13 protein-coding genes are annotated in these 18,902 nt (G+C 51.5%); 1 reads left to right on the top strand and 12 read right to left on the bottom strand.

Annotated elements, in window-relative coordinates; all coding sequences use genetic code 11:
• Nucleotides 1-21: 21 nt before the first annotated feature.
• The 3 genes from J2Z18_RS19625 to J2Z18_RS19635 all read right to left on the bottom strand — a co-directional run bounded on the left by J2Z18_RS19625 (nt 22) and on the right by J2Z18_RS19635 (nt 4,035).
• Nucleotides 22-1,545: a glycoside hydrolase family 43 protein gene (locus tag J2Z18_RS19625; RefSeq protein ID WP_007130180.1), complete on the bottom strand. Its 1,524-nt coding sequence runs from the start codon at nt 1,543-1,545 to the stop codon at nt 22-24.
• A 45-nt stretch (nt 1,546-1,590) separates the two neighbouring features.
• A complete protein-coding gene (locus J2Z18_RS19630) occupies nt 1,591-2,631 on the bottom strand; it encodes an endo-1,4-beta-xylanase (RefSeq protein ID WP_007130181.1) in 1,041 nt (346 codons plus the stop codon).
• 99 nt (nt 2,632-2,730) lie between these two features.
• The gene (locus tag J2Z18_RS19635; protein ID WP_007130182.1) at nt 2,731-4,035 is read right to left on the bottom strand and encodes an endo-1,4-beta-xylanase; all 1,305 of its coding nucleotides are present in this window, start codon (nt 4,033-4,035) and stop codon (nt 2,731-2,733) included.
• A 308-nt stretch (nt 4,036-4,343) separates the two neighbouring features.
• Here J2Z18_RS19635 and J2Z18_RS19640 point away from each other — a divergent pair, with 308 nt between their 5' ends.
• A complete protein-coding gene (locus tag J2Z18_RS19640; RefSeq protein ID WP_007130183.1) occupies nt 4,344-5,117 on the top strand; it encodes a helix-turn-helix domain-containing protein in 774 nt (257 codons plus the stop codon).
• A gap of 110 nt (nt 5,118-5,227) precedes the next feature.
• On the opposite strand, the gene J2Z18_RS19645 is transcribed toward J2Z18_RS19640, so the two are convergent.
• From J2Z18_RS19645 to J2Z18_RS19685, 9 genes are all read right to left on the bottom strand, one after another.
• Nucleotides 5,228-6,892, bottom strand: coding sequence for a glycoside hydrolase family 43 protein (locus tag J2Z18_RS19645; protein WP_007130184.1), 1,665 nt, complete (start codon nt 6,890-6,892; stop codon nt 5,228-5,230).
• Nucleotides 6,893-7,063: 171 nt separating this feature from the next.
• Nucleotides 7,064-8,686, bottom strand: a complete 1,623-nt coding sequence (locus J2Z18_RS19650) for a response regulator (protein ID WP_007130185.1) — start codon at nt 8,684-8,686, stop codon at nt 7,064-7,066.
• Entirely contained in the window at nt 8,679-10,430 is a 1,752-nt protein-coding gene (locus J2Z18_RS19655; RefSeq protein ID WP_210095194.1) for a sensor histidine kinase, read from the bottom strand. The genes J2Z18_RS19650 and J2Z18_RS19655 overlap by 8 nt, the downstream gene beginning before the upstream one ends.
• An 85-nt stretch (nt 10,431-10,515) precedes the next feature.
• Nucleotides 10,516-12,201: an extracellular solute-binding protein gene (locus tag J2Z18_RS19660; RefSeq protein ID WP_007130187.1), complete on the bottom strand. Its 1,686-nt coding sequence runs from the start codon at nt 12,199-12,201 to the stop codon at nt 10,516-10,518.
• Nucleotides 12,202-12,365: 164 nt separating this feature from the next.
• Nucleotides 12,366-13,310 carry a carbohydrate ABC transporter permease gene (locus J2Z18_RS19665; protein ID WP_210095195.1) on the bottom strand — a complete coding sequence of 315 codons (945 nt, stop codon included), beginning with the start codon at nt 13,308-13,310 and terminating at the stop codon, nt 12,366-12,368.
• 15 nt (nt 13,311-13,325) lie between these two features.
• Nucleotides 13,326-14,243 (bottom strand): carbohydrate ABC transporter permease, encoded by a 918-nt coding sequence (locus J2Z18_RS19670; protein ID WP_007130189.1) that lies wholly within the window; start codon nt 14,241-14,243, stop codon nt 13,326-13,328.
• Nucleotides 14,240-16,798, bottom strand: a complete 2,559-nt coding sequence (locus J2Z18_RS19675) for a DUF5696 domain-containing protein (RefSeq protein ID WP_007130190.1) — start codon at nt 16,796-16,798, stop codon at nt 14,240-14,242. The genes J2Z18_RS19670 and J2Z18_RS19675 overlap by 4 nt, the downstream gene beginning before the upstream one ends.
• A gap of 12 nt (nt 16,799-16,810) precedes the next feature.
• On the bottom strand, nt 16,811-17,437 hold the full coding sequence (locus J2Z18_RS19680; RefSeq protein WP_007130191.1) for a Yip1 family protein: 627 nt from the start codon (nt 17,435-17,437) through the stop codon (nt 16,811-16,813).
• Nucleotides 17,434-18,894, bottom strand: a complete 1,461-nt coding sequence (locus J2Z18_RS19685; protein ID WP_040738682.1) for an NHL repeat-containing protein — start codon at nt 18,892-18,894, stop codon at nt 17,434-17,436. The genes J2Z18_RS19680 and J2Z18_RS19685 overlap by 4 nt, the downstream gene beginning before the upstream one ends.
• Between the last annotated feature and the right edge of the window lie 8 nt (nt 18,895-18,902).

The raw sequence follows: 18,902 nt of genomic DNA on the forward strand, positions 1-18,902 counted from the left end.
TCTTCACTTCGGTTACGCGCTCTAACGCTCGGCTTTTTCGTAACGAAAATAATCGAAGTCGGCATGGCCGCCGGTTTGCCTGGTCGCATAATAATAAAGCCCGATGCGATAACCCATAAAGTGATCCAAGGTATACCGCATGTTCAGCTCACCGCCGATCTGCATCCATTCGGCCCCATCGACAGAATAATGAAAGGAGGCCACATCTTTGCTGTTCTCAAAATCAAAATCAATTCTCAAATGCACTTCACTGCCGCGATACCGAACCGTTTCCAGCTCCTTCTCCCTGCCGCTCCCATCGTTCACGCTCATCGCTATGAACTTGTGGCCGTTCTCCGCGACCTTGACGCCGACGGTGCCGAAATGGCTTTGCAGGGCAACAAGCCCTGCATGATCGCCGGGCTTCATATGCTCCGTGTCCAATAAGACAGTCCCCGTGCATGCCGGCCCTTCCGTGCGCTGCGTCAGCGTATTCCGGGCCTGCAGCACGCCAGCCGGTGCCAGGCTTCCTGTTGTCAGCCTTAGGAAACCGGGACGTTCGGTCACGGACCATAACCGATGATCCGGGTTATGGTTCCATTGCCAATTCAGAGCCAGCTTATTCGATTCGTATTCGAATTCATCGCTGATCACGAGCGGCTTCACAACGGCTTGCGGCAAGTCGACCTCAAACCGTTCCGGCACCTTGCCTTCGATGCCGAACACGGGCCAATCCTCCTCCCAGGCTACCGGGACCAGGCAAGGGATTCTCCCGACGGCATCATGATCCTGGAACAGCATCGCGTACCACTTGCCATCCGGCGTATCGAACATCCCGCCTTGGGCGATTCCCTTGTTATGGTAGCCGAGATCATCATCCAATACGATTCTTCGTTCATAAGGGCCGAGTAGTTCCCGTGACCGGTAACAGATTTGTCTGCGCCGGCCGTTGCCGAAACCTGCCTTCGGCCATTCGATGAACAGCAAATAATAGTAACCGTTGATGCGGTAGGCATGGCAGCCTTCGCAGCGCAATCCGATGCCCTCCGCTTCCGTTTCAAAGAGCCGCTGATGAATTCCGTCCGACTTAAGGGCCGCTGCATCGGCAGTCAGCTCGGTAATGTAAATATCCCCGTTGCCGTAGATCACGAACACCCGGTCATCATCAAAAAGCAGGCCCGGATCATGCCGTAGTCCATCGATGACGGAACGCTGCCACGGCCCCTGAACGATATTATCTGTGCGGTACACGTAAAATTTCCTGGTATCGTTGCTGGAGAAGCAAACATAGAATGTCCCCCGGTGATGGCGCAGGCTTGCCGCCCAAGAGCCTTGCCCGTAGATATTCTTGCCGCCTTCCAAACGATGGGCCTCGTTGTCTTCGAACGTATCGTATACGTAACTAACGACTTCCCAATGCATCAGATCCTCGGACCTCATGATCGGGCAGCCCGGCATCGAATGCATGCTCGTACTGACCATATAATAGGCGTTCCCTACACGGATGGCATCCACATCCGGCACGTCCGCCCAAATGATCGGATTCGTGACCTGCGTCTTGTTCATCTGATGGATTCCCCTTTCAACCTATGGCGACAGCCGAAATACGACTTACGAACGTATCTCTTGGAATGTTCTTTCGGGATTGGCTTCCTTCAACAGGTTCCAATAGGATTCCTTCGGAAGATGGTTCTCGTCGAAGACGAACGGCCAATTTTTGCGGCCCCTTACCGGAAAATGATCCAGCCAGGTATAATCGTCCGCCGCTCCCCAGAAGGTCACGGAAGTGACGCTGCCGCTGTACTCTTTAAGCAGACGGAACAATTGACCGTAACGCTCCGCCTGGCGCTGAAGCATTTCTTCGGTCGGCGCCGCCAGATCGGTCCGCTTATCCTCATGCGCGAATACGGATACGTCAAGCTCCGTGATATGCAGCATCATCCCAAGGCTTGCATATCTTTCGATTGCCCTGCGGATATCGTCAAGCGCTGGAAACTCCAAATTCCAGTGGGCCTGAAGCCCGACGCCGTGAATCGGCACATCCTGCTCCTTTAACGATTTAAGGAGCGTGTAAATCTTCTCCCGCTTCTCGGGCACGGATTCGTTGTAATCGTTATAAAATAGCAGCGCTTGCGGATCAGCCTCGTGCGCGTATTCGAATGCCTTGGCGATAAAATCCTCCCCGATCGACGCAAGCCACGGGGAGGAACGAAGCAGATTGCTTCCACTGTCGGCAATGGCTTCGTTTACGACATCCCAAGCATAGATATCTCCGCGATAACGGCCAACGACCTCATCGATGTGCGATTTCATCCGAGCGAGCAGCAGCTCGCGGCCGGCTGTCCCACCGGAACTGTCTTGAAACACCCATTCCGGCGTCTGATTATGCCATACGAGGGTATGTCCTCTCACCGACATTCCGTTCGATTTGGCAAACGATACGATCTGGTCGGCTTGCTCGAATGTATACACCTCTTCCGATGGGTGCAATCGCTCGAATTTCATTTCATTTTCTGCCGTAACGCTGTTGAAGTGGTGTGACAACAATTCCTTTTGGGTCACCATCGTAATTGGATTCACGGCAGCGCCGATCTTGAAACTATTGCCGTAAGCTTCATGGAGCTTGGGCAGCCTTTCCATGCTTCTTCTCATCACTCGGTCTCTCCTTATCAACGTTATTTCGTAAGCGACATAAAGCTATGGGCATTAAATCCATAAATGTTAGCCCGGCTATACGGAGACGTCCGTTTATCACTCCGTCCTAGCCGCCTTAACAACGGCCCAAAACGCCGGTTTGGGCTGATGCTGTCGGTCGAACAGCAAAGGCGCATTGGTACGTGCGACCGGAAAACCATGAAGCCAGGTATGGTCGTCGGCGATGCCCCAAAAAACGACGCCGCTGAGGATGTCCTTGTTTTGACGGAATGCTTTGAATAGCTCGCCATACCGATCGGCTTGCAGGTTCAGGATTTCTTGCGGGAGATCTTGGCCGTAATCACTGCGGTCATTCCACGCATAAATGCTCATATCGAGCTCGGTGACGAGATTGTCGAGGCCCAGCTCCGCGAATTTTCGCATCGAGGCGATGATGGAATCCACCGATGGACCATAAATGTCAATATGCGTCTGATGTCCAACCCCGTCGATCGGAACACCTTGCTCCAGCAAATCTTTCACCAGCTGAAACAAAAGGTCCCTTTTCACAGGGTTATCCGTGCCGTAATCGTTAATATATAGCTTTGCTTCGGGTCCTCCGGCTTCCCGAGCAGCTCGAAATGCCGTTGCGATGTAATCGGTACCTGCTATTTTATACCATTCGCTCGCGCGCATTCCGTCCGGATCCCCCGGTTCAATGACTTCATTCACTACGTCCCAAGACGTAATGTCGTCCTTATATCGGCCGACGATCGTCCTTACGTGGGTATCCAGGCGTTCAAGCAGCAATTTTTTGTTCGCTTCCTGTCGCTTGGGATCTGTCTCATCCACCATCGGCTTGCCTTCCGCATCTTGGAAAAACCATGGCCCGACTTGGGTATGCCAGACCAGCGTATGGAAACGGACCTGCATGTTGTTCTCCTTGGCAAATTCCACGATCCGGTCGGCATTTGTCCATATAAATTGGCCTTCCGACGGCTGGATCGCATCCGGCTTCATGACGTTCTCCGCCACCAGCCAGCGGACATGCTTCTTCAGCAATTCCGATGAAGGACCGCTCGTCTGGTTCGGTTCGATCGCGGCGCCGATCGGAAAATCCTCCTCAAAGAGTTCATGCAGCGAGGGAATATCTTGCGCTAAGGACTGTTGTGTCTTCGACTCAGTTGACGCAGTTTGATTAGTGCCGGCAGGGGGTTCGGCATTCGGTTTTCCGTTCGACGCATCGGAATCCCCTGTTAGCTCCGCTGCTCCTTCCCCCGGTTTTCCTGGGGCCTGACTTTCGGCGGGGGGCTTGTCACGGCTGCCCATTTGGGGCAGGATTAACAGGACAACGACGGACGCTGCTACCGCAGCTGCCACTGCCGTGGCCGCCCATCGGCCGCGTTTAGGCATTCGAAGCAAAGCATGACCTCCTTTCCACTTCGAGCAAGTGATAGGGCCCCCGCTATGGGACCCGGCCCGAATAAATCATAACTCCATATTAGCGCTTACATTTTATTGAAACAACCTGCCAAATTTGGGATCGTTCACCCGTCCAATCTCGGGTTGCCAATGTTTCTTCCGCGTACACAGGCCCCTTATATTTCTGTAAGAAGTAAATATCGGTTAGAAATATAAAAATCGGCACATTGCGATTCGGGTTTCCGTTCCCCATAATGTTATCAAACCGTATGAAAGCGTTATTACAACGAAGTTGGGGGGAAGCTTTTGTGCACGATGTTCTGTTTGTTGATCTGGAATCCCATGATGAAGCAACACCGGGAATCCGGCCGGATTGGAATGAGTTGAGATGCTCGCGGTTCCGCTGCGTCAGGTCCTCCTCGTCCGCCATGCAATTCATTGCTTTGGAGCCTTACACCTTGGTGATTATCCATGCGCTCGGTTCAGATTCCGAAGGTATGGAGTTATGCGCAAACATCCGGTCCGTAAGCCAGGTTCCCATCATTGTTACCGGAGGCAGCACGGATTTTTATTGGACCCGGAAAGCCTTGCAGCTGCAAGTTCATGATTATCTGCCTGCACCGTTCACGGTCGAAGAGCTCAACACTTGCTTGCGGATGATCTCGCCGGCAACCCATTCCGGTGACGGGCATCCGGATAATAGATTGTCCCATGTCCATGCGGAAAAGGAGGATCAGGTCATTCAAGAGGTCAAGGAATACTTGAAGGATTCGATGTACCAAAACATCACCTTAAAAGAAATTGCCGAGCGGATGCATTTCAACTATTCCTACTTGGTGCAGAAGTTCAAGTTCCACGAGAAAATGACGTTTAACGAATATCTGCTGCAGCAGCGAATGGAGAAAGCGAAATTCTTGCTGACGCATACCGACATGAAGATATACGAAATCGCTGACGCGGTGGGTTACAACGATATGGACTGGTTCTATAAAAAATTCAAGACTTATGCTGGCGTAAGCGCTAACATGTATAGAAAATTGCATGGATCCCGTACGGTTCCCGTTGCCTCTGGCCAGCACTAACTTGTACGTACATTTTTACCTGATGCACCTAAAAAGGCGCTGCTTGATACGCGAGCGCCTTTTTAGCTTGCCATCGTCACATTATGAATGGACGGGCTGTATATATGCCGTCACAACTCGAATTGCCATGCTTCAAAATCAAATAACTTCTGATCCTGCTTTCCGGTAAATACGAAGTAAAGATGATGGATGCCGGATGCGCCTGAAACTTCAATGGATATTTCCTGACGCTGCTTCACACCGGATGCTGGCGGTACGTTCACTGTGCCGATCCGTTCTCCTTCCGGATGATCCAGCCGAAGCTCCAGGCTTCCTCCTCCTTCCACTCCCGAGACCCAAGCCGTGAACGCGGATGCTCCTTTTCCGAAATCAACATTGGCCACTGCGATCCAATCCCGGTCGTGGATGTCCGTGACCGTCAATATCGGGCTGTCCTGCGAGTCTTCAGCAGCAGTAGACGGATTGACTTGAATTCCGGCATTCCATGCCATCGTTACTGCCTCCGTTCGCTGGAAGGGATTGTGCGGCTGGACCCCCTTCACGCCTTCCATGTCAGCGTCTATCTCCCGGATGCTACCGTCCGTCTCGAAATAAACGCGGTTCAGATGGGTTGAGCGATAGCCTTTCGGAACTCCCATGGATTTTGACAACGTTTGGGCGTGATAGGCAATATACCAGTTCTGTTGGAACTGAAAGATGGCGTGATGATTATTCCCTCCGACCCCGAAGAAATGCCCGGGATTTTTCAAAATGGTCCCTTGATACGTCCATGGGCCCATCGGATGCTCACTGACCATATAGGCGATTTCGCCGGGAGGCGGACTGTTCTCCGGCCGCGTTCCTTCCGAGAAATTGGAGCAGTACGTATAGTAATACTTTCCGTCAAATTTGTTAATCCCTGAATCCTCGAACATATAAGGAGCCGGAATCGTGACGGCTTCGCCAAGCACGCTGATCATATCGTCGCCAAGCTGCATGACGCGAGCCGTATTCGGCATTTCGGCTTCGCCTTCCGGAATGCCGCCGCCAAAGTAGATATAAGCTTTCCCGTCGTCGTCAACGAGCACGGCGGGATCAAACAGCCACGTGACACCTTCCACGCCCGGCGTGTTTCTTGTGATCAGCGGCTTTCCGATCGGATCCGTCCACGGGCCAACAGGGCTGTCGCTCGTCAGCACTCCGATGCCGCTGGCATTGTTGGCAAAATACAAGAAGAAGCGGTCCTCGCCGTCAATCACCTTGTGCGCGGCTGCTGGCGCCCACGACTGCGTTGCCCATGTGGCAGCGCCGGTAGGTCCTGCGACCTGGATTGCTCCGTGATCGGTCCAGTTGACCAGGTCCGAGGAAGAGATGACGGACAGCTTGTTGATCGTGCTGTAGCTGTTGTCCTTGACATCCCCGTCACCGTCATACTCCAATGCGTCGTACGTGTTATATAAATAAACACGTCCGTCAACTGCCAGCGCATAGGGATCCGCGCCGAATTTATGGGAGACGACCGGATTCCCGTTCGGCGGAATCTTACCGATTGCGGCCGCAGCCTCCCCGCGGGTACTGTCCGCATCCCGGCTCGCAACATTGCCGCTGCTTACCTGGTCCCTCATTTCAATTCCTGTTTTGCCGGCTTTCATTTCATCACTCATCTTGTCACTCAGCTCCTGGTTAAACATTTTTGGATCGTCTTGGCCACGACTCGCTAGGTTTGCAAAAACAACGATTATGCAAACGAAAGCAAATACGGTAGATATGACCAGTAACGGCTTTCCGGGCTTCATCCCTGAACACGCCCTCCTTCATCGTTACTTGGTGACCTGTCATTCCGATCTGGTCAGTCCCAATGCGGGTCGACATGAACGGAATTGTTCGTAAAAAGTGTACCTTTGGGTAAGCAAGACAACAACCGGACATTCCATCTGAAAACACCGGGCAAATGATAGGTCGCCTGCTTATTTTACAAGATGGTCCCTGTACTCCTGCGGCGTTAAACCCGTCGCCTTTTTGAAGAAGCGGGTGAAGGAATGGGCGGCATCGTATCCGACTAGAGGCGCCACGTCCCTTACCTTCAAATCCCCTTCCTTAAGCAGCTCCTTTGCTCTCCGTATTCGGCACTTTTCGATATATTCCGAGAGATTGATTCCCCGTTCCTGCTTGAACAAACGCGAGAGATAGGAGGGATTAAAAAAATAGCGTTCGGCTAGATGCACAAGGGTGATGTCCTTATCCAGATGCTCCTCGATATACTGGCATACCCGATCAATGACATGCGCCGTTTTGCCTCGTTCATCCATGCGCTTGAAATCGAATATATCTTCGGCCGTTCGCCTCAAATAACGAAAAGCTTCCTTCATGGAATCATGACCTTCCAAGTCCAGCAGCTTCCCCCGTTCACCGGTGGGGTCTTGAAGCCCAAGCCGGGTCAGCTTCGCATACAGCACGAGAGCGATAGAATAATAGGCTTGTGCAGCATGCTGATGATGATCGTCTCCGTTCAGCACGAATTCCGACAATTGCTCCAATTCACTCATGAATTCGCTCTCCCTTCCGGCCTCCAAATGGGCTTCCAAGACGCCTGCCTTATGGCTCGTCTCCACTCCTTCCTTGCAGTGAGACGCCTGGGAAGAGTCGACTTGATCCTTCAGGATCATCGGAATGCCATCGCCCATCTTTAACTGCTGGAGTCTCCGCAGCCTTTCATATTGAGGGGTTACATCCTCCCACCGGCAGGGGAAGCCGCTTATGGTGAACGATACGGCAAGTCCCAGAGAATCCAGGCAGGCTTCCTGGATCAGTTCAAGCGTCCCTTCCAAATAAAGAACAAGACGATCACCGGATGGATTCTCGGACCGCGGCTGAAGCATCCATAATAAATCCCCATGTTTGTCCAGGACTCCGATGCTTCGGACATGCTCATCCATAAAAGAATTCCAAATCAGCCTTACCGAGCGATGGCTGTTTTTCTTTTCTGCATACGCTTTGCCTGCTGAATATGCTACGCGGCCAAGAGCCAGCAGCACAGGGAGTTTCGGATCCAATCCGATGTTCAAGGTCCGGAAATCGCTCAGCATGGCTTCCTTGTCCTGTCCAAGCAGGCTGCTGTCCGCGACGAATTGCCGGAAGTATTCTCCCTGCTCCATCCATTCCAGCGCTTCGATCTGCACGCGGGACTGCATGAGCCATTCATTCATGCGATTGCCGCTCTCGATTTCATGAATGACTTCCTTCACGACCTCCATGACCTTATCGAAGCCTTCCGTCTTCAACAAATAGCGGACATTGGGCATCTGAATCGCTTGATAGGCGTAATCGAAATCGCTGTAACCGGTCAGAAAGATAATTCTGCACCTTGGCCAGAGAGCCCGGATGCTCTCCGTCAATTCCAATCCGCTCATGCCCGGCATGCGTATGTCCGTCAGGACGATGTCGATTCTTGTTCGCGACATCCAATTCAGTGCTTCCTTGCCGGAGTATGCCCGGCAAACGTCAAGCTTCTCGGGCATCCACTGATGAAATACTTCGTACAAACTGTTCGTAATAATCTCTTCATCGTCGACGACCAGCAGTCTATACATGTTCATTCCCCTCCGTCAGCCTGATTCGAATTTGGACCCGCAGTCCATTCAATGGACTCCTTGAAAGGACCAATCCGCTGCTTTCCCCGTACGTCAGGGCAATTCGCCGATGGATGTTGATAAGCCCCGTCACTTCAGGGGATTCGGCGGATTCGGCTGTGCGTTCAAGCCGCTTATTTAGCATTTCAATATCGTTATCCGTCAGCCCGTTCCCGTTCTCTTCAATCACGATGGAAGCTTCTTGGTCATCCAGATGAAACGACACACGCAGCAAGCCCTCATCCTGCATCTTTTCGAGGCTGTGCTCATAGGCATTTTCGATAATGGGCTGAATGATCAATCGCGGCACCTTGATGGCCTCCATTTCCTTCGGCAGCTCGCCGAATTCTACGCGAATGCGCCTTGAAAATCTGAGCTTTTGAATCTCGGTATAAATGCGGGAATGTCTCGTTTCTTCCAGCAATGGAACGTTGTCCGCATCATTGCGGGTAATGAATCGAAAGTATTCTCCCAGCATGTTCGTGAACAACTCGATTTGCGTGACATCCCCCGTTTTGGCCAGGGAGCTCAGGATGAAGAAGCTATTATATAAAAAGTGGGGATTGATCTGGGATTGGAGCTGTTTCAGCTCTGCCCTTTGCATCATGAGCTTGTGCCTGAAATCCTGGTCAATCAGATGCTGCAGCTTGATGAGCATCTGATTAAATCGATCGTACAAATAGCCGAACTCGTCCCTTTGTCCGTGCTTGATCCGGATATTAAACATGCCATCCTCCATTTTTCTGAAGCTCTGGACAAGCAGAAGCAGCGGTTTATGAACCAATTTGTACGTCGAAACTGCGTAGATGGCAATCGCCAAGAGGGTCGTGCCTGCAAACAGCCATGCCCAGACATAAAATTTACTTAACGGCCGTTTCACCGCCTCAGTGGGCAAGTACGTGAACACGGATAGGTCCAGCTTGTCGGAATACGCCTTGTCGATCAAATACCTGCCTGTGCCGATGTTCAGAATTTGACGATTCGCATGTTGGATGGCCTGCACGGCCTCTTTCATGAATCGATCCGCCTCCTCATGGCTGGCCAGGGCAAAGCCGGACGGCTCGGAGACGATAAAAGCCCCGCTTTCCGGATATACGCTGATTTGCATCAGGGATTCCCTGAGTTTGCTCGCATCCAGTTCGATCTGAACGATCAGAAGCGGCTCTTCCCCTTTTCGAGCTCCGTATTTGGCCGCCACAAGATGGAAAGTATCGTCGATCTGCAAGAGTCTTTGATTGCCGTTCGCCTCTCCTGCAAACACATGGTTATACCGTCTCGAGTCGAATGCATTCATCGCGGTCATGGCCGAAATCGTTTTATCGATGCTGCGGATATGAATGAATACGTCTTTTATGTAGACACTGCTGTTTTTGATGGAGACCAGCCGCGGCAGCAAATAATGCAGGCTTGCTTTTCTTTCGACCGTGCTCATCATATCCCATGTCAGCACCATTTTGTTCAGTTCCTCATCCTGCAAAATATCGTATTGCTGGATTTCCAGCCATTCGATTTCCCGGTTCAACCCGTCCAGGTAAGCCGAAAGCTGCGCCTGCGAATTTTTGGATACTTCCTGGCTAGCGTATTGGTAACTCCAGTTATACAGATAAACACCGAGAATGATAAGCGGAAGAATGACGAAGAGATAGGTAGCGACCAGTCGAATAAAAATGGTATTACGAATGGAATTCACGGGTAACTTAAGCAATTAAACTCCTCCGATGTGTGTGAAAATGCGTGTAAATCGGCCGCCTGCCGGCCTTTAAAGCCAACCGTGCGGGTGCGGCACATTTTTATGGACGGCTTTTTTTGTCCTCATGCCACTGATTCACTTCAGCCGTAATGTCAGCACCGCCAAGCCGATACCATTCCTCCACGAACCGGTCGAATTGTTCTATGGATTCGCCGAGTATGATGTTGGCAAAATAATCATGCTGAAGATTGTCCAGAATCGTTTGTTTTTCAATCATCGTTTCAGTCGGCGCGCCGGCAAAAGCATCGAACAACAACTGATGGTTATCCTCGTATTGGTCGAGAATACTCATCGCACCGGAAGGCCCGTAGATCTTCTCCCAACCCCAGCCGGATTCGCCGTCTTCTTTCTTATCCAAATATCGATCGATTCGCCCTTGTATGAATCCGGGCTCGCCCTGTAACTGAGACGTCGTGCCCTGACGACGCGCTTCGGTGATTTGCCGGTACGCCTTGAGGTTTTTATCCGCCGGGAAAGGAGTCACGGGAGACAGTCCCCACACGGGCATGACATTGTTGTAGTAAGTCTCGTACTCTGCCGTTTTGCCCCAGTTTTTTTCAAGATGCAGATTGAACATTTTGAGAATCGCTTCCGGGTAAGCAAAATCCTTTCTTACGGCGTAAAAAGAACTTGTGGTAAATTTAAGCGGAACCTTTGGCGCTATGCCCGAGTCAGTAACAATGGGAAAAGCTTGCCACTCAGCATCCGGATCGCCGCCTCGGCTGGACTGAAGCAAGAATGCTCCCCATTGCTCGCCATAGACCATGCCGATCTTCCCATCGGCAACAAGCTGTTTGGCTTTGCTTCCGTTTTTAAAAATGAATTCACTGTCGATTTCATGATGGCGATACATATCCTGAAGCACCTTGAGCGCCTGTTTCACTTCAGGCTGAATGCCTCCATATACGAGCTTGCCGCTCTCATCTTCAAGCCATATGTTCGGGTAAGCTCCATAACCGGCCATGAATCCGGTTAAGCCCATGACGGGGTCCCACAAATATTGGGTAGCCGCTATTCCATAGGTGTCTTGTAGGCCATTTCCGTCGGGGTCCCCTTCTGTAAACGCTTTCGAAATTGCCAGGACGTCATCCATCGTTTTCGGTGGCAACAGCTCCAATCGGTCCAGCCAATCCGTTCGAATCCACAGAAACATCGCCTTTTCAATGGAGGAATCGGTCTCCGGGATGCCCATCAGCTTGCCGTCGATCATGCCGGATTCCAAGGTACCGCTCCCTTCTTGGCGGTGAACTTGCTGTGTCAACGGTGAAGCATATTCCTTGTAAACCTGCGTCAGATCCTGAATCAGTCCGGCGTGGCTCAGCTGCCTGAGCTGCTGGGCATTGACCTTGACGATATCCGGAATGTCCCCTGAAGCCAGCATAATATCCAGCTTTTTGTGGTATTGTTCGCTTCTCACAGCCCATTTGTATTTGATTTGAATGCCCAGAACTTGTTCGTACAACTGACTCCAGCGATTGTCCTCCAGCGTTTCATCAGGCAATGCCTTCAGAATATCTTCCAAGCCGTCGCCGATTTCTCTCACAAAAGTGACTTCGATCGGCGGATGATAAGCGCGTAATGACTTATCGCTGTATACGCCCTCCCCGCGTGTTTCCGGCCCTCGATTGTGGTCGATACCGCTGCTTTGGTGACATGACGCCAGTGTTGAACCAAACAGTAAAGCGCTTAGCATGACTTTGGAGAAGTTCTTTACGATGATCAGCAACAGAAAACACCCTTTCCTATCGATTAATTGTATTATTATACTTTAAAGGCCCCGGCCCACAATAAACATTTTTTTACTTCCTATCCCGTTATTTACGTGTTGCTCGTATGCAAACAAAAACCGCCAACCCCTAGATTCGGGGTGGCGGTCTTCAACTTGAAATGTTAACCTACGATACCCGTACGCTCGATACTTTCCACGAAATATCGCTGAACGAACAAATAGATGACGATCAAGGGAAGGATCGCCAGCAAAATGCCGGTATCCTGCACCATGCTCAAATAAAATGGGTCCGCCTTCGACGGATCGCTGCCCAGCATAATGGACAGGTTGTACGGCAGCGATGACAGCTGGGTGGACATGACTTTGCTTGAAGTCAGATACGTCGTCGTGTAGAAGCTGTCGTTCCACTGCCAGACGAAGGAGAACAACGTCGTGGTAATGATGGCAGGAATCGCGTTCGGCATCATGATGCGGGTAAAGGTGGTTCCGACGCCCGCGCCGTCAATATAAGCCGCCTCCTCCACTTCCTTCGGAATGCCGCGGAAGAATTGCCGGAAAATAAAAATGTACAAACCGGCTTTAAGCGAATTGGCGGTCAGCGAAGTCAAAATGAACGGCCAATAACTGTTCAACAGATTGACGGACTTGCCGGTGAGGAGCGGAATCAGGCCCATCAGCGTAAAATCCTTCAGATTCAAATAAATCGGGATGAGAATCGTGGTAGGAGGCACGAGAATCGTCAGGACGACACAGGCGAACAAAAGCTGGCTGCCTTTGAACTTCAAACGGGCAAAGCCGTAACCCGCCAGCGCGCAAGAAGCGGCCGTCAAGACCGTCGTCGTCGCCGACAGCGCAAACGTGTTGAACAGCGTTTCCCAGTAATCCATGATGCGGATCGCATCAAGGAAATTGCTCATTGTGAAATTTTCCGGAATCCATACGACGACCGGTGAATAAAGATCGGCCTTGTCTTTGATGGCCGTCGAGATTTTTTGCAGAATCGGATACAGAATGACAAAGGACAGGCCAGCGATCAATGTTAAACGTATGAAAGACCAGAGCCATCGTTTCCAGCTTTCGAGCGATAGCCACCGAGAAACCGACATTGCATTCACCTTCTTCTATTCATGGTAAAAGACCTTCCTGGATACAAAGTACGTGCTGATCAACAGGATGATGGAGATAGCCAGGAAGTAAATCCAGGCCATTGCTGAGCTAAGGCCGAAATCGAATTGGACGAAGCCCGTGGTCTTGATTAAGTCTGTCAGCTCATTTCGGGAGAACGAGTCGATAATCGTATATATCATGTTGACCAGAATCAGCGGGCTGACCATCGGAAACGTGATTTTCCAGAAGGCTTCATAACCCGTAGCTCCTTCCATCTTGGACGCTTCGTACAGCTGGGGGGATATCGTCTGTATGCCTGCCAGGAAAATAAGGATCTGTACGCCGGATTGGCTTACGATCTCATAAATACGATCCACGGCTCCCGTTAAATAGTTTACGATCGTCTCGCTTACGCCGGCCTGAAGCATTAATCGCTCGAGTTCAAAACTTCCCAATGCGTTAATCAGCCCCCCGGAACCGGCATTCTGATCATTGATCGCCTGAACGAGACTGCTGCTTTCCAGGGTCAGAATGACCCCGGAAGCAAGAATGACGGGCAGGAAGAATATCGATCGGGCAAAGGAACGGCCAAGGAACTTCTGATTCAGGACGACGGCCAGAAACAGACTGAAGATAACGATCAGGGGCACGTTCACCGCCATGTTCACGATCGCCTCGGTCAGCATTCGGTTAAAGCTGGTGTTGACCGTAAAGGCAGTCACGTAATTTTTCATCCCCATAAACGTTATGCCGATTCCTTCGGAATTTGCCGTTACGGTGCTAAAACTGTAAATCAGGGAAGTCAGCAAAGGGATCAGGAAGAAAAAGATAAAACCGAGCAGCCAAGGCATCACATAAGCAATGCCCCATAATGCCTTCTGTTTCCCATAGCTTCGCTGCTTTCGCCCAAATCGCTGGGTTATGGATTTCATGGCGCTTCACCACCCGTCACATAGCTTTCGGCTTCAATGGTTACGCCGTCTATCGTCACCGGTGCACGATTGTAATTCACGATGACGTAAACGCCGCTCTCGTATGTCGTCTTGAACACGCCGTCAGCCAATTCGTCATGCCCGACGATCCGCTCATGGCGAACCTTTTTCAGAAATGCATTGACTTCCTCATAGATGCGGGCGGCCTCGTCGATCCATAACGCGTAATTGGCGGAGAACAGTTCGTTATGCTCTGTGTCCTTTATTTTGTGATTAGGTTCATAGAACCATTGAAAATACACGCCAGCACCGTACTCCAAACACTTCAAAATATAAGGTTTGGCGTCGGTATACGCGGACAGGTTGTAAGGCGCGCCCGTGTAATCGATATGCCCGCGGATAACCATTTGATAGAACGGAATTTCCGCGTCTTCGATTTTAAAGCTGCTGCTAGACATGGGCGCATGGGTGATATCGGTCAAGAAAGGCAGAGCATAAGCGTTTCCTCCGTCAGCCATGACCTGAAGATTGGCATCTGAAACCTTGTTCAGCGCATCCAGAGACAACTGCTCGGACTCCGTACGGTCAATTTGACGATGCTTGCGAAAATCGCTGTCCAGCTCGGCGGCAAGATCACTCAGCGAAACGCCAATTGCGCCGTATTTTCCATAATCCTTTAAGAAAGCTTCCGTGTAGCTACCTATCAACCGCGGCGATATGACATAGGCAGGCGAACCGGTCCGATCCCGCCGGTTCAGCGCCGGATTGAAGGAATAGATCTCTGCGGGGATGCCTCGCAGCGTTCTGGACGCCTCCTTCGCCTCGTTGAACCCGGAACCGGACAACGCGGTAAGGATAGCGACATCCGGATACAGCTTTACCCCATTCTCGTTCGCATAGGAGAGCAGACGCCGAAGTCCCTTCTCTCCCCCTACCTGTTGATCAACGGAGACGCTGCCTGGAACCTCATGATCCAGCCCTTTGTTGAACCAGCCGCTATATTTCAATTTGATGTCATGGATGCCTCGCTTGCCCATCTCTGTCAGAATACTTTGCGCTTGTTCGAACGTTGTGAGCGGCTCCAGCGCCCGATACGGAATTCCTGCAAAATGCTTTTTCTTATAAATGCTTCCTACGAGCTGAAGGTAGAACGGCATATTCTCCTCATTCCTCTCGGCAATTGCCGGGAGGCCTCCCTGTTGCTCCAAGTAATTCCTGTAATAGGCGGCGAGTCCCGGATAGGAAGCCGACTGCTTGCCCACGAACGCATACCGGACCGAAAAATCGCTTCGCATCGGATTCTCCTGGAACTTCGGGAGCGAGCGCTGCTGGCCGTTCGCATCCAGGCTTAAGTCGCCTTTGTTGATTACCGTGAACGTCGGGTAGACGTAATTATAGCTGTTAAGCCTGCCGCTGACGTCGGCATTGATCGTCGCGGCCGGAGCCCCTTCCTCGATGATGCCGATAAATGCCCCGCCTTCACGGATGATGCCGAACACCGGCAGCCTGACGTCCTGGCTGCTGTCCGCCGTTTCGATTCCGCTCATCGTTCGGTCCATTCCGTACACGCTCTGCTGGTAGGAAGGGTACCGCGTCTTGCCGTTATTAAAATGAATCAGCGCTCCAGATCCGTCCGGAACGAGGATTGAGCCTTTATCCTCCGCCCCCCCTGCACCGAAGAAGCTCAGGAACGAGATCGTGTTCACCGGATATTCAGCGGGGAAATCGATGCTGGAAACCGGAAGCTTGGCGATCAGACTGTCGCCGTCCAGCGTATATTCGATCGAGGCGTGAAATACCCGCGGTTCAGGCTTGGTCTGATCCAAATGGTTCTCCTCGATGTCCACCAGCAAATCGTCCTCGGTATATCCGGCATCCTCAAAGGCTTTAAGCGCACGCTCCAGCTGCAGACCTTTGAGAGCGCCGTCGGACCGGACATACACCCCTTGCTCGGCATCTTCCGTGTACGCGATTTTCAGCGTTCGCTGGCCGGCGCTGTCCAGCTTGCTTAACAGGTTCTGTTCAAAGCGGGACTTGCTGATCTTTTTGGGCATGTCGTCAATCGTTTTTTTGTCCGTGCCGAACCGGTAGTTAACGCGAACGCCGTTTGGGATTTCCTCCATGCCGATTTGCTTGTAAGCCGCGCTGTCGGCGTGCGAATTGACCGAATTTATCTGTCCGAAGCTGTTATAAAAGTCAAGCTTCAACTGAGAGGACAACAAGCTTTTGTTCACGCCCGCGGCCAGCGGATCCGACTGATGGCCGGGGGGATTGCTGTGCCAAATTTCGCCGCTTGCCTTATGCACGACGGCGATCGCCCCCGTCTGATCGTCCGCTAGCAGCTGGAGCTGATCGTTCTCGGCAATGCCTTTCATGCCTTTGACGCTCGGATTGACGAACGATGACTTAAGGGCTGCTCCCGGCGTGAAGCTGTTGGCGGGCCCGTTGCCTTCATCGCCAGCTGCCTTTTCCGGTCCTTTATCCGTACAACCGGCCATAATCAGAGCTGTCAGCACACTGGCAGCAAGCAGCATGTATTTAGCGAAATTGCCCATCCTTCCTCCTCCTTAAGTTCTCATGACCAATTCTTGATAGATGACGGAAATAAAGGCCACGATCTGTTGGACCAAGCTGAAAAACAGCAAACTGATAAAAGCCATAAACCCCATGGCGACCAGGGTGAGCATCATAATTCCGATTGTTTTGGACGGGGAAAACTGATGCACCGTCATATTGCCGACAAACAGCAGATAAACGAACCAGAGAACCGCAACGGAGTTGGAAAAATAATAGAAGGCGGTCTCTTGCAGCGACACGAGATTGCTGAGCCAGATCCATGGAAACTGTATGATCACGAGCGGCAGGAGCGCGAAGCAGGTCGACGTAAAAATTTCGACGAATTTGCCCTCGCCGTCCATCAAGGTCGTAAGCGACCAGTTAGCCACGCACCAGAACAAGATCGGCACGATCACATATACGATTTCCATGACGCTGTTCATGCTCTCGGGATTGTACACATGGACTAGAAAACCGCTGTACTGGCTCCCCAAAATGTTCGTAACGGCAACCAGAAACAATACGCAAAACGAGATGATCAACGTGAATTTTCGATTGCGATCGTATTTCAGGTCCCAATAGCCCTCAAAGGGATGAACCATGAGATTTAGGGGAAACCGAATCCATTCCCTGCTCATGCGGAAGCCCCCTTTCTTCGTTCCTTCACTTTCCGAAGCCTGGATGCGGCAAATATCCCGATTCCGGCCAAGAACAGCATGGTCATGATCAACGGAAAATGTTCCCTCATGACCGCTTTGCGGTATAGCAGGAATGCTTTCGAATAGTTTTTCTGATCCAAGCTGCGTTTGAAATGCATCATGGCACCCTTATAATCGCCTTGACGAAGCAAGGCTTTGCCGATCCCCGCATAGGCGAATTCCAGATTGGCATTCATGGCGATCGTTCGATTAAACAACGCAAAAGCGGTCTCTTCCTCGCCACGATAGTAGCTTTTGACGGCTTCATTCAGCGTTCGACCGTATTCGGTCGTTCGGAAGACGGTAATTTCGCCAAGCGCTTTATCCAATACAAGAAAATCCTCGCCGATTCGGTCGATGGCGGCCGGCGTATGAAATTGGCCCATTTGGTTCCCCAGCCCGCCGAATACGTACATCAGATGTCCGTCCCCGTTGTAAGTGAACACCCGTCCCCGCTTGCCATCGAGAATGGAGTATATCTCGCTGTCGGTAACATCGATGTCGATCAGCTTAGAAGGACCTTCGCTGCTGAGGTAAAGAATGTCGCCCTGCGGGTCGGAATACCCCGTTCTTCTTAAAATATCGCTGCCTTGCGCATTAAGCTTCTTAATGTTATTTCCCCACTGGTCCCCGTTCGTGGCATAGATGAACCCTTCCGAGTCAATATCCAGATTCGTAAACTCCGTAGGCGTAAACATGACCATCTGACTGCGCTGCGCCTTGGTCGAGATTTGCTTCCAGAAATATTCGATCGGATCGATATAAACGCGATTCGCGCCGATGAAGGTAGTAAACGCCCCTTCGGCATCGAATTCCATGAAACCGTCAAACACGCCGGCAGCCATGATGTAAGTTCGCTGCGCATGGTCCATGACGACCCGGACGGGTTCGAATTTAAACGAATCCTGCAGTAGCTCCGACTCCGGCGAATCGATGATCTTGATCAGTTGAAAATCCGAATCCAAGTGAACCACCCGTTTGTTTCCAGTGTCCGCTACGAGCACCTCGCCGTCATCAGTCACGAAGATTCCTTGCGGTTGTAGAAATGTATCCGGCTCGCCCTCTCTTGTGAAGGAATCCACGGTGGTTACCAGCTTTAGATCATGGTCCAGCACAACGATCCGATTGTTGCCGGAATCCAGCACGTATACGCGATTGTCGGCGGTGACGTGAAGATCGCTCGGCTCTTGGAAAGCACCCGTCCCCAGATCCGAGCCGCTTATCAATTCAGTCGCCACATAAGCGGCCGGCGCTGCTGCAGCATCGCCCCAATAAGAATAAATATAGGAGTCCGAGGCGCTCTCGGCGCTTACGTTCCCCGCTCCTGCCCCAACCCCCAATAAGCAGCAGATCATGATGAGGAGAGGCGTTTTCAGTTTGCGCAAGCTGTTCATCAATCTGACAT

This window comes from Paenibacillus lactis (assembly GCF_017873605.1).
In the GTDB taxonomy this organism is placed as follows: domain Bacteria; phylum Bacillota; class Bacilli; order Paenibacillales; family Paenibacillaceae; genus Paenibacillus_AQ; species Paenibacillus_AQ lactis.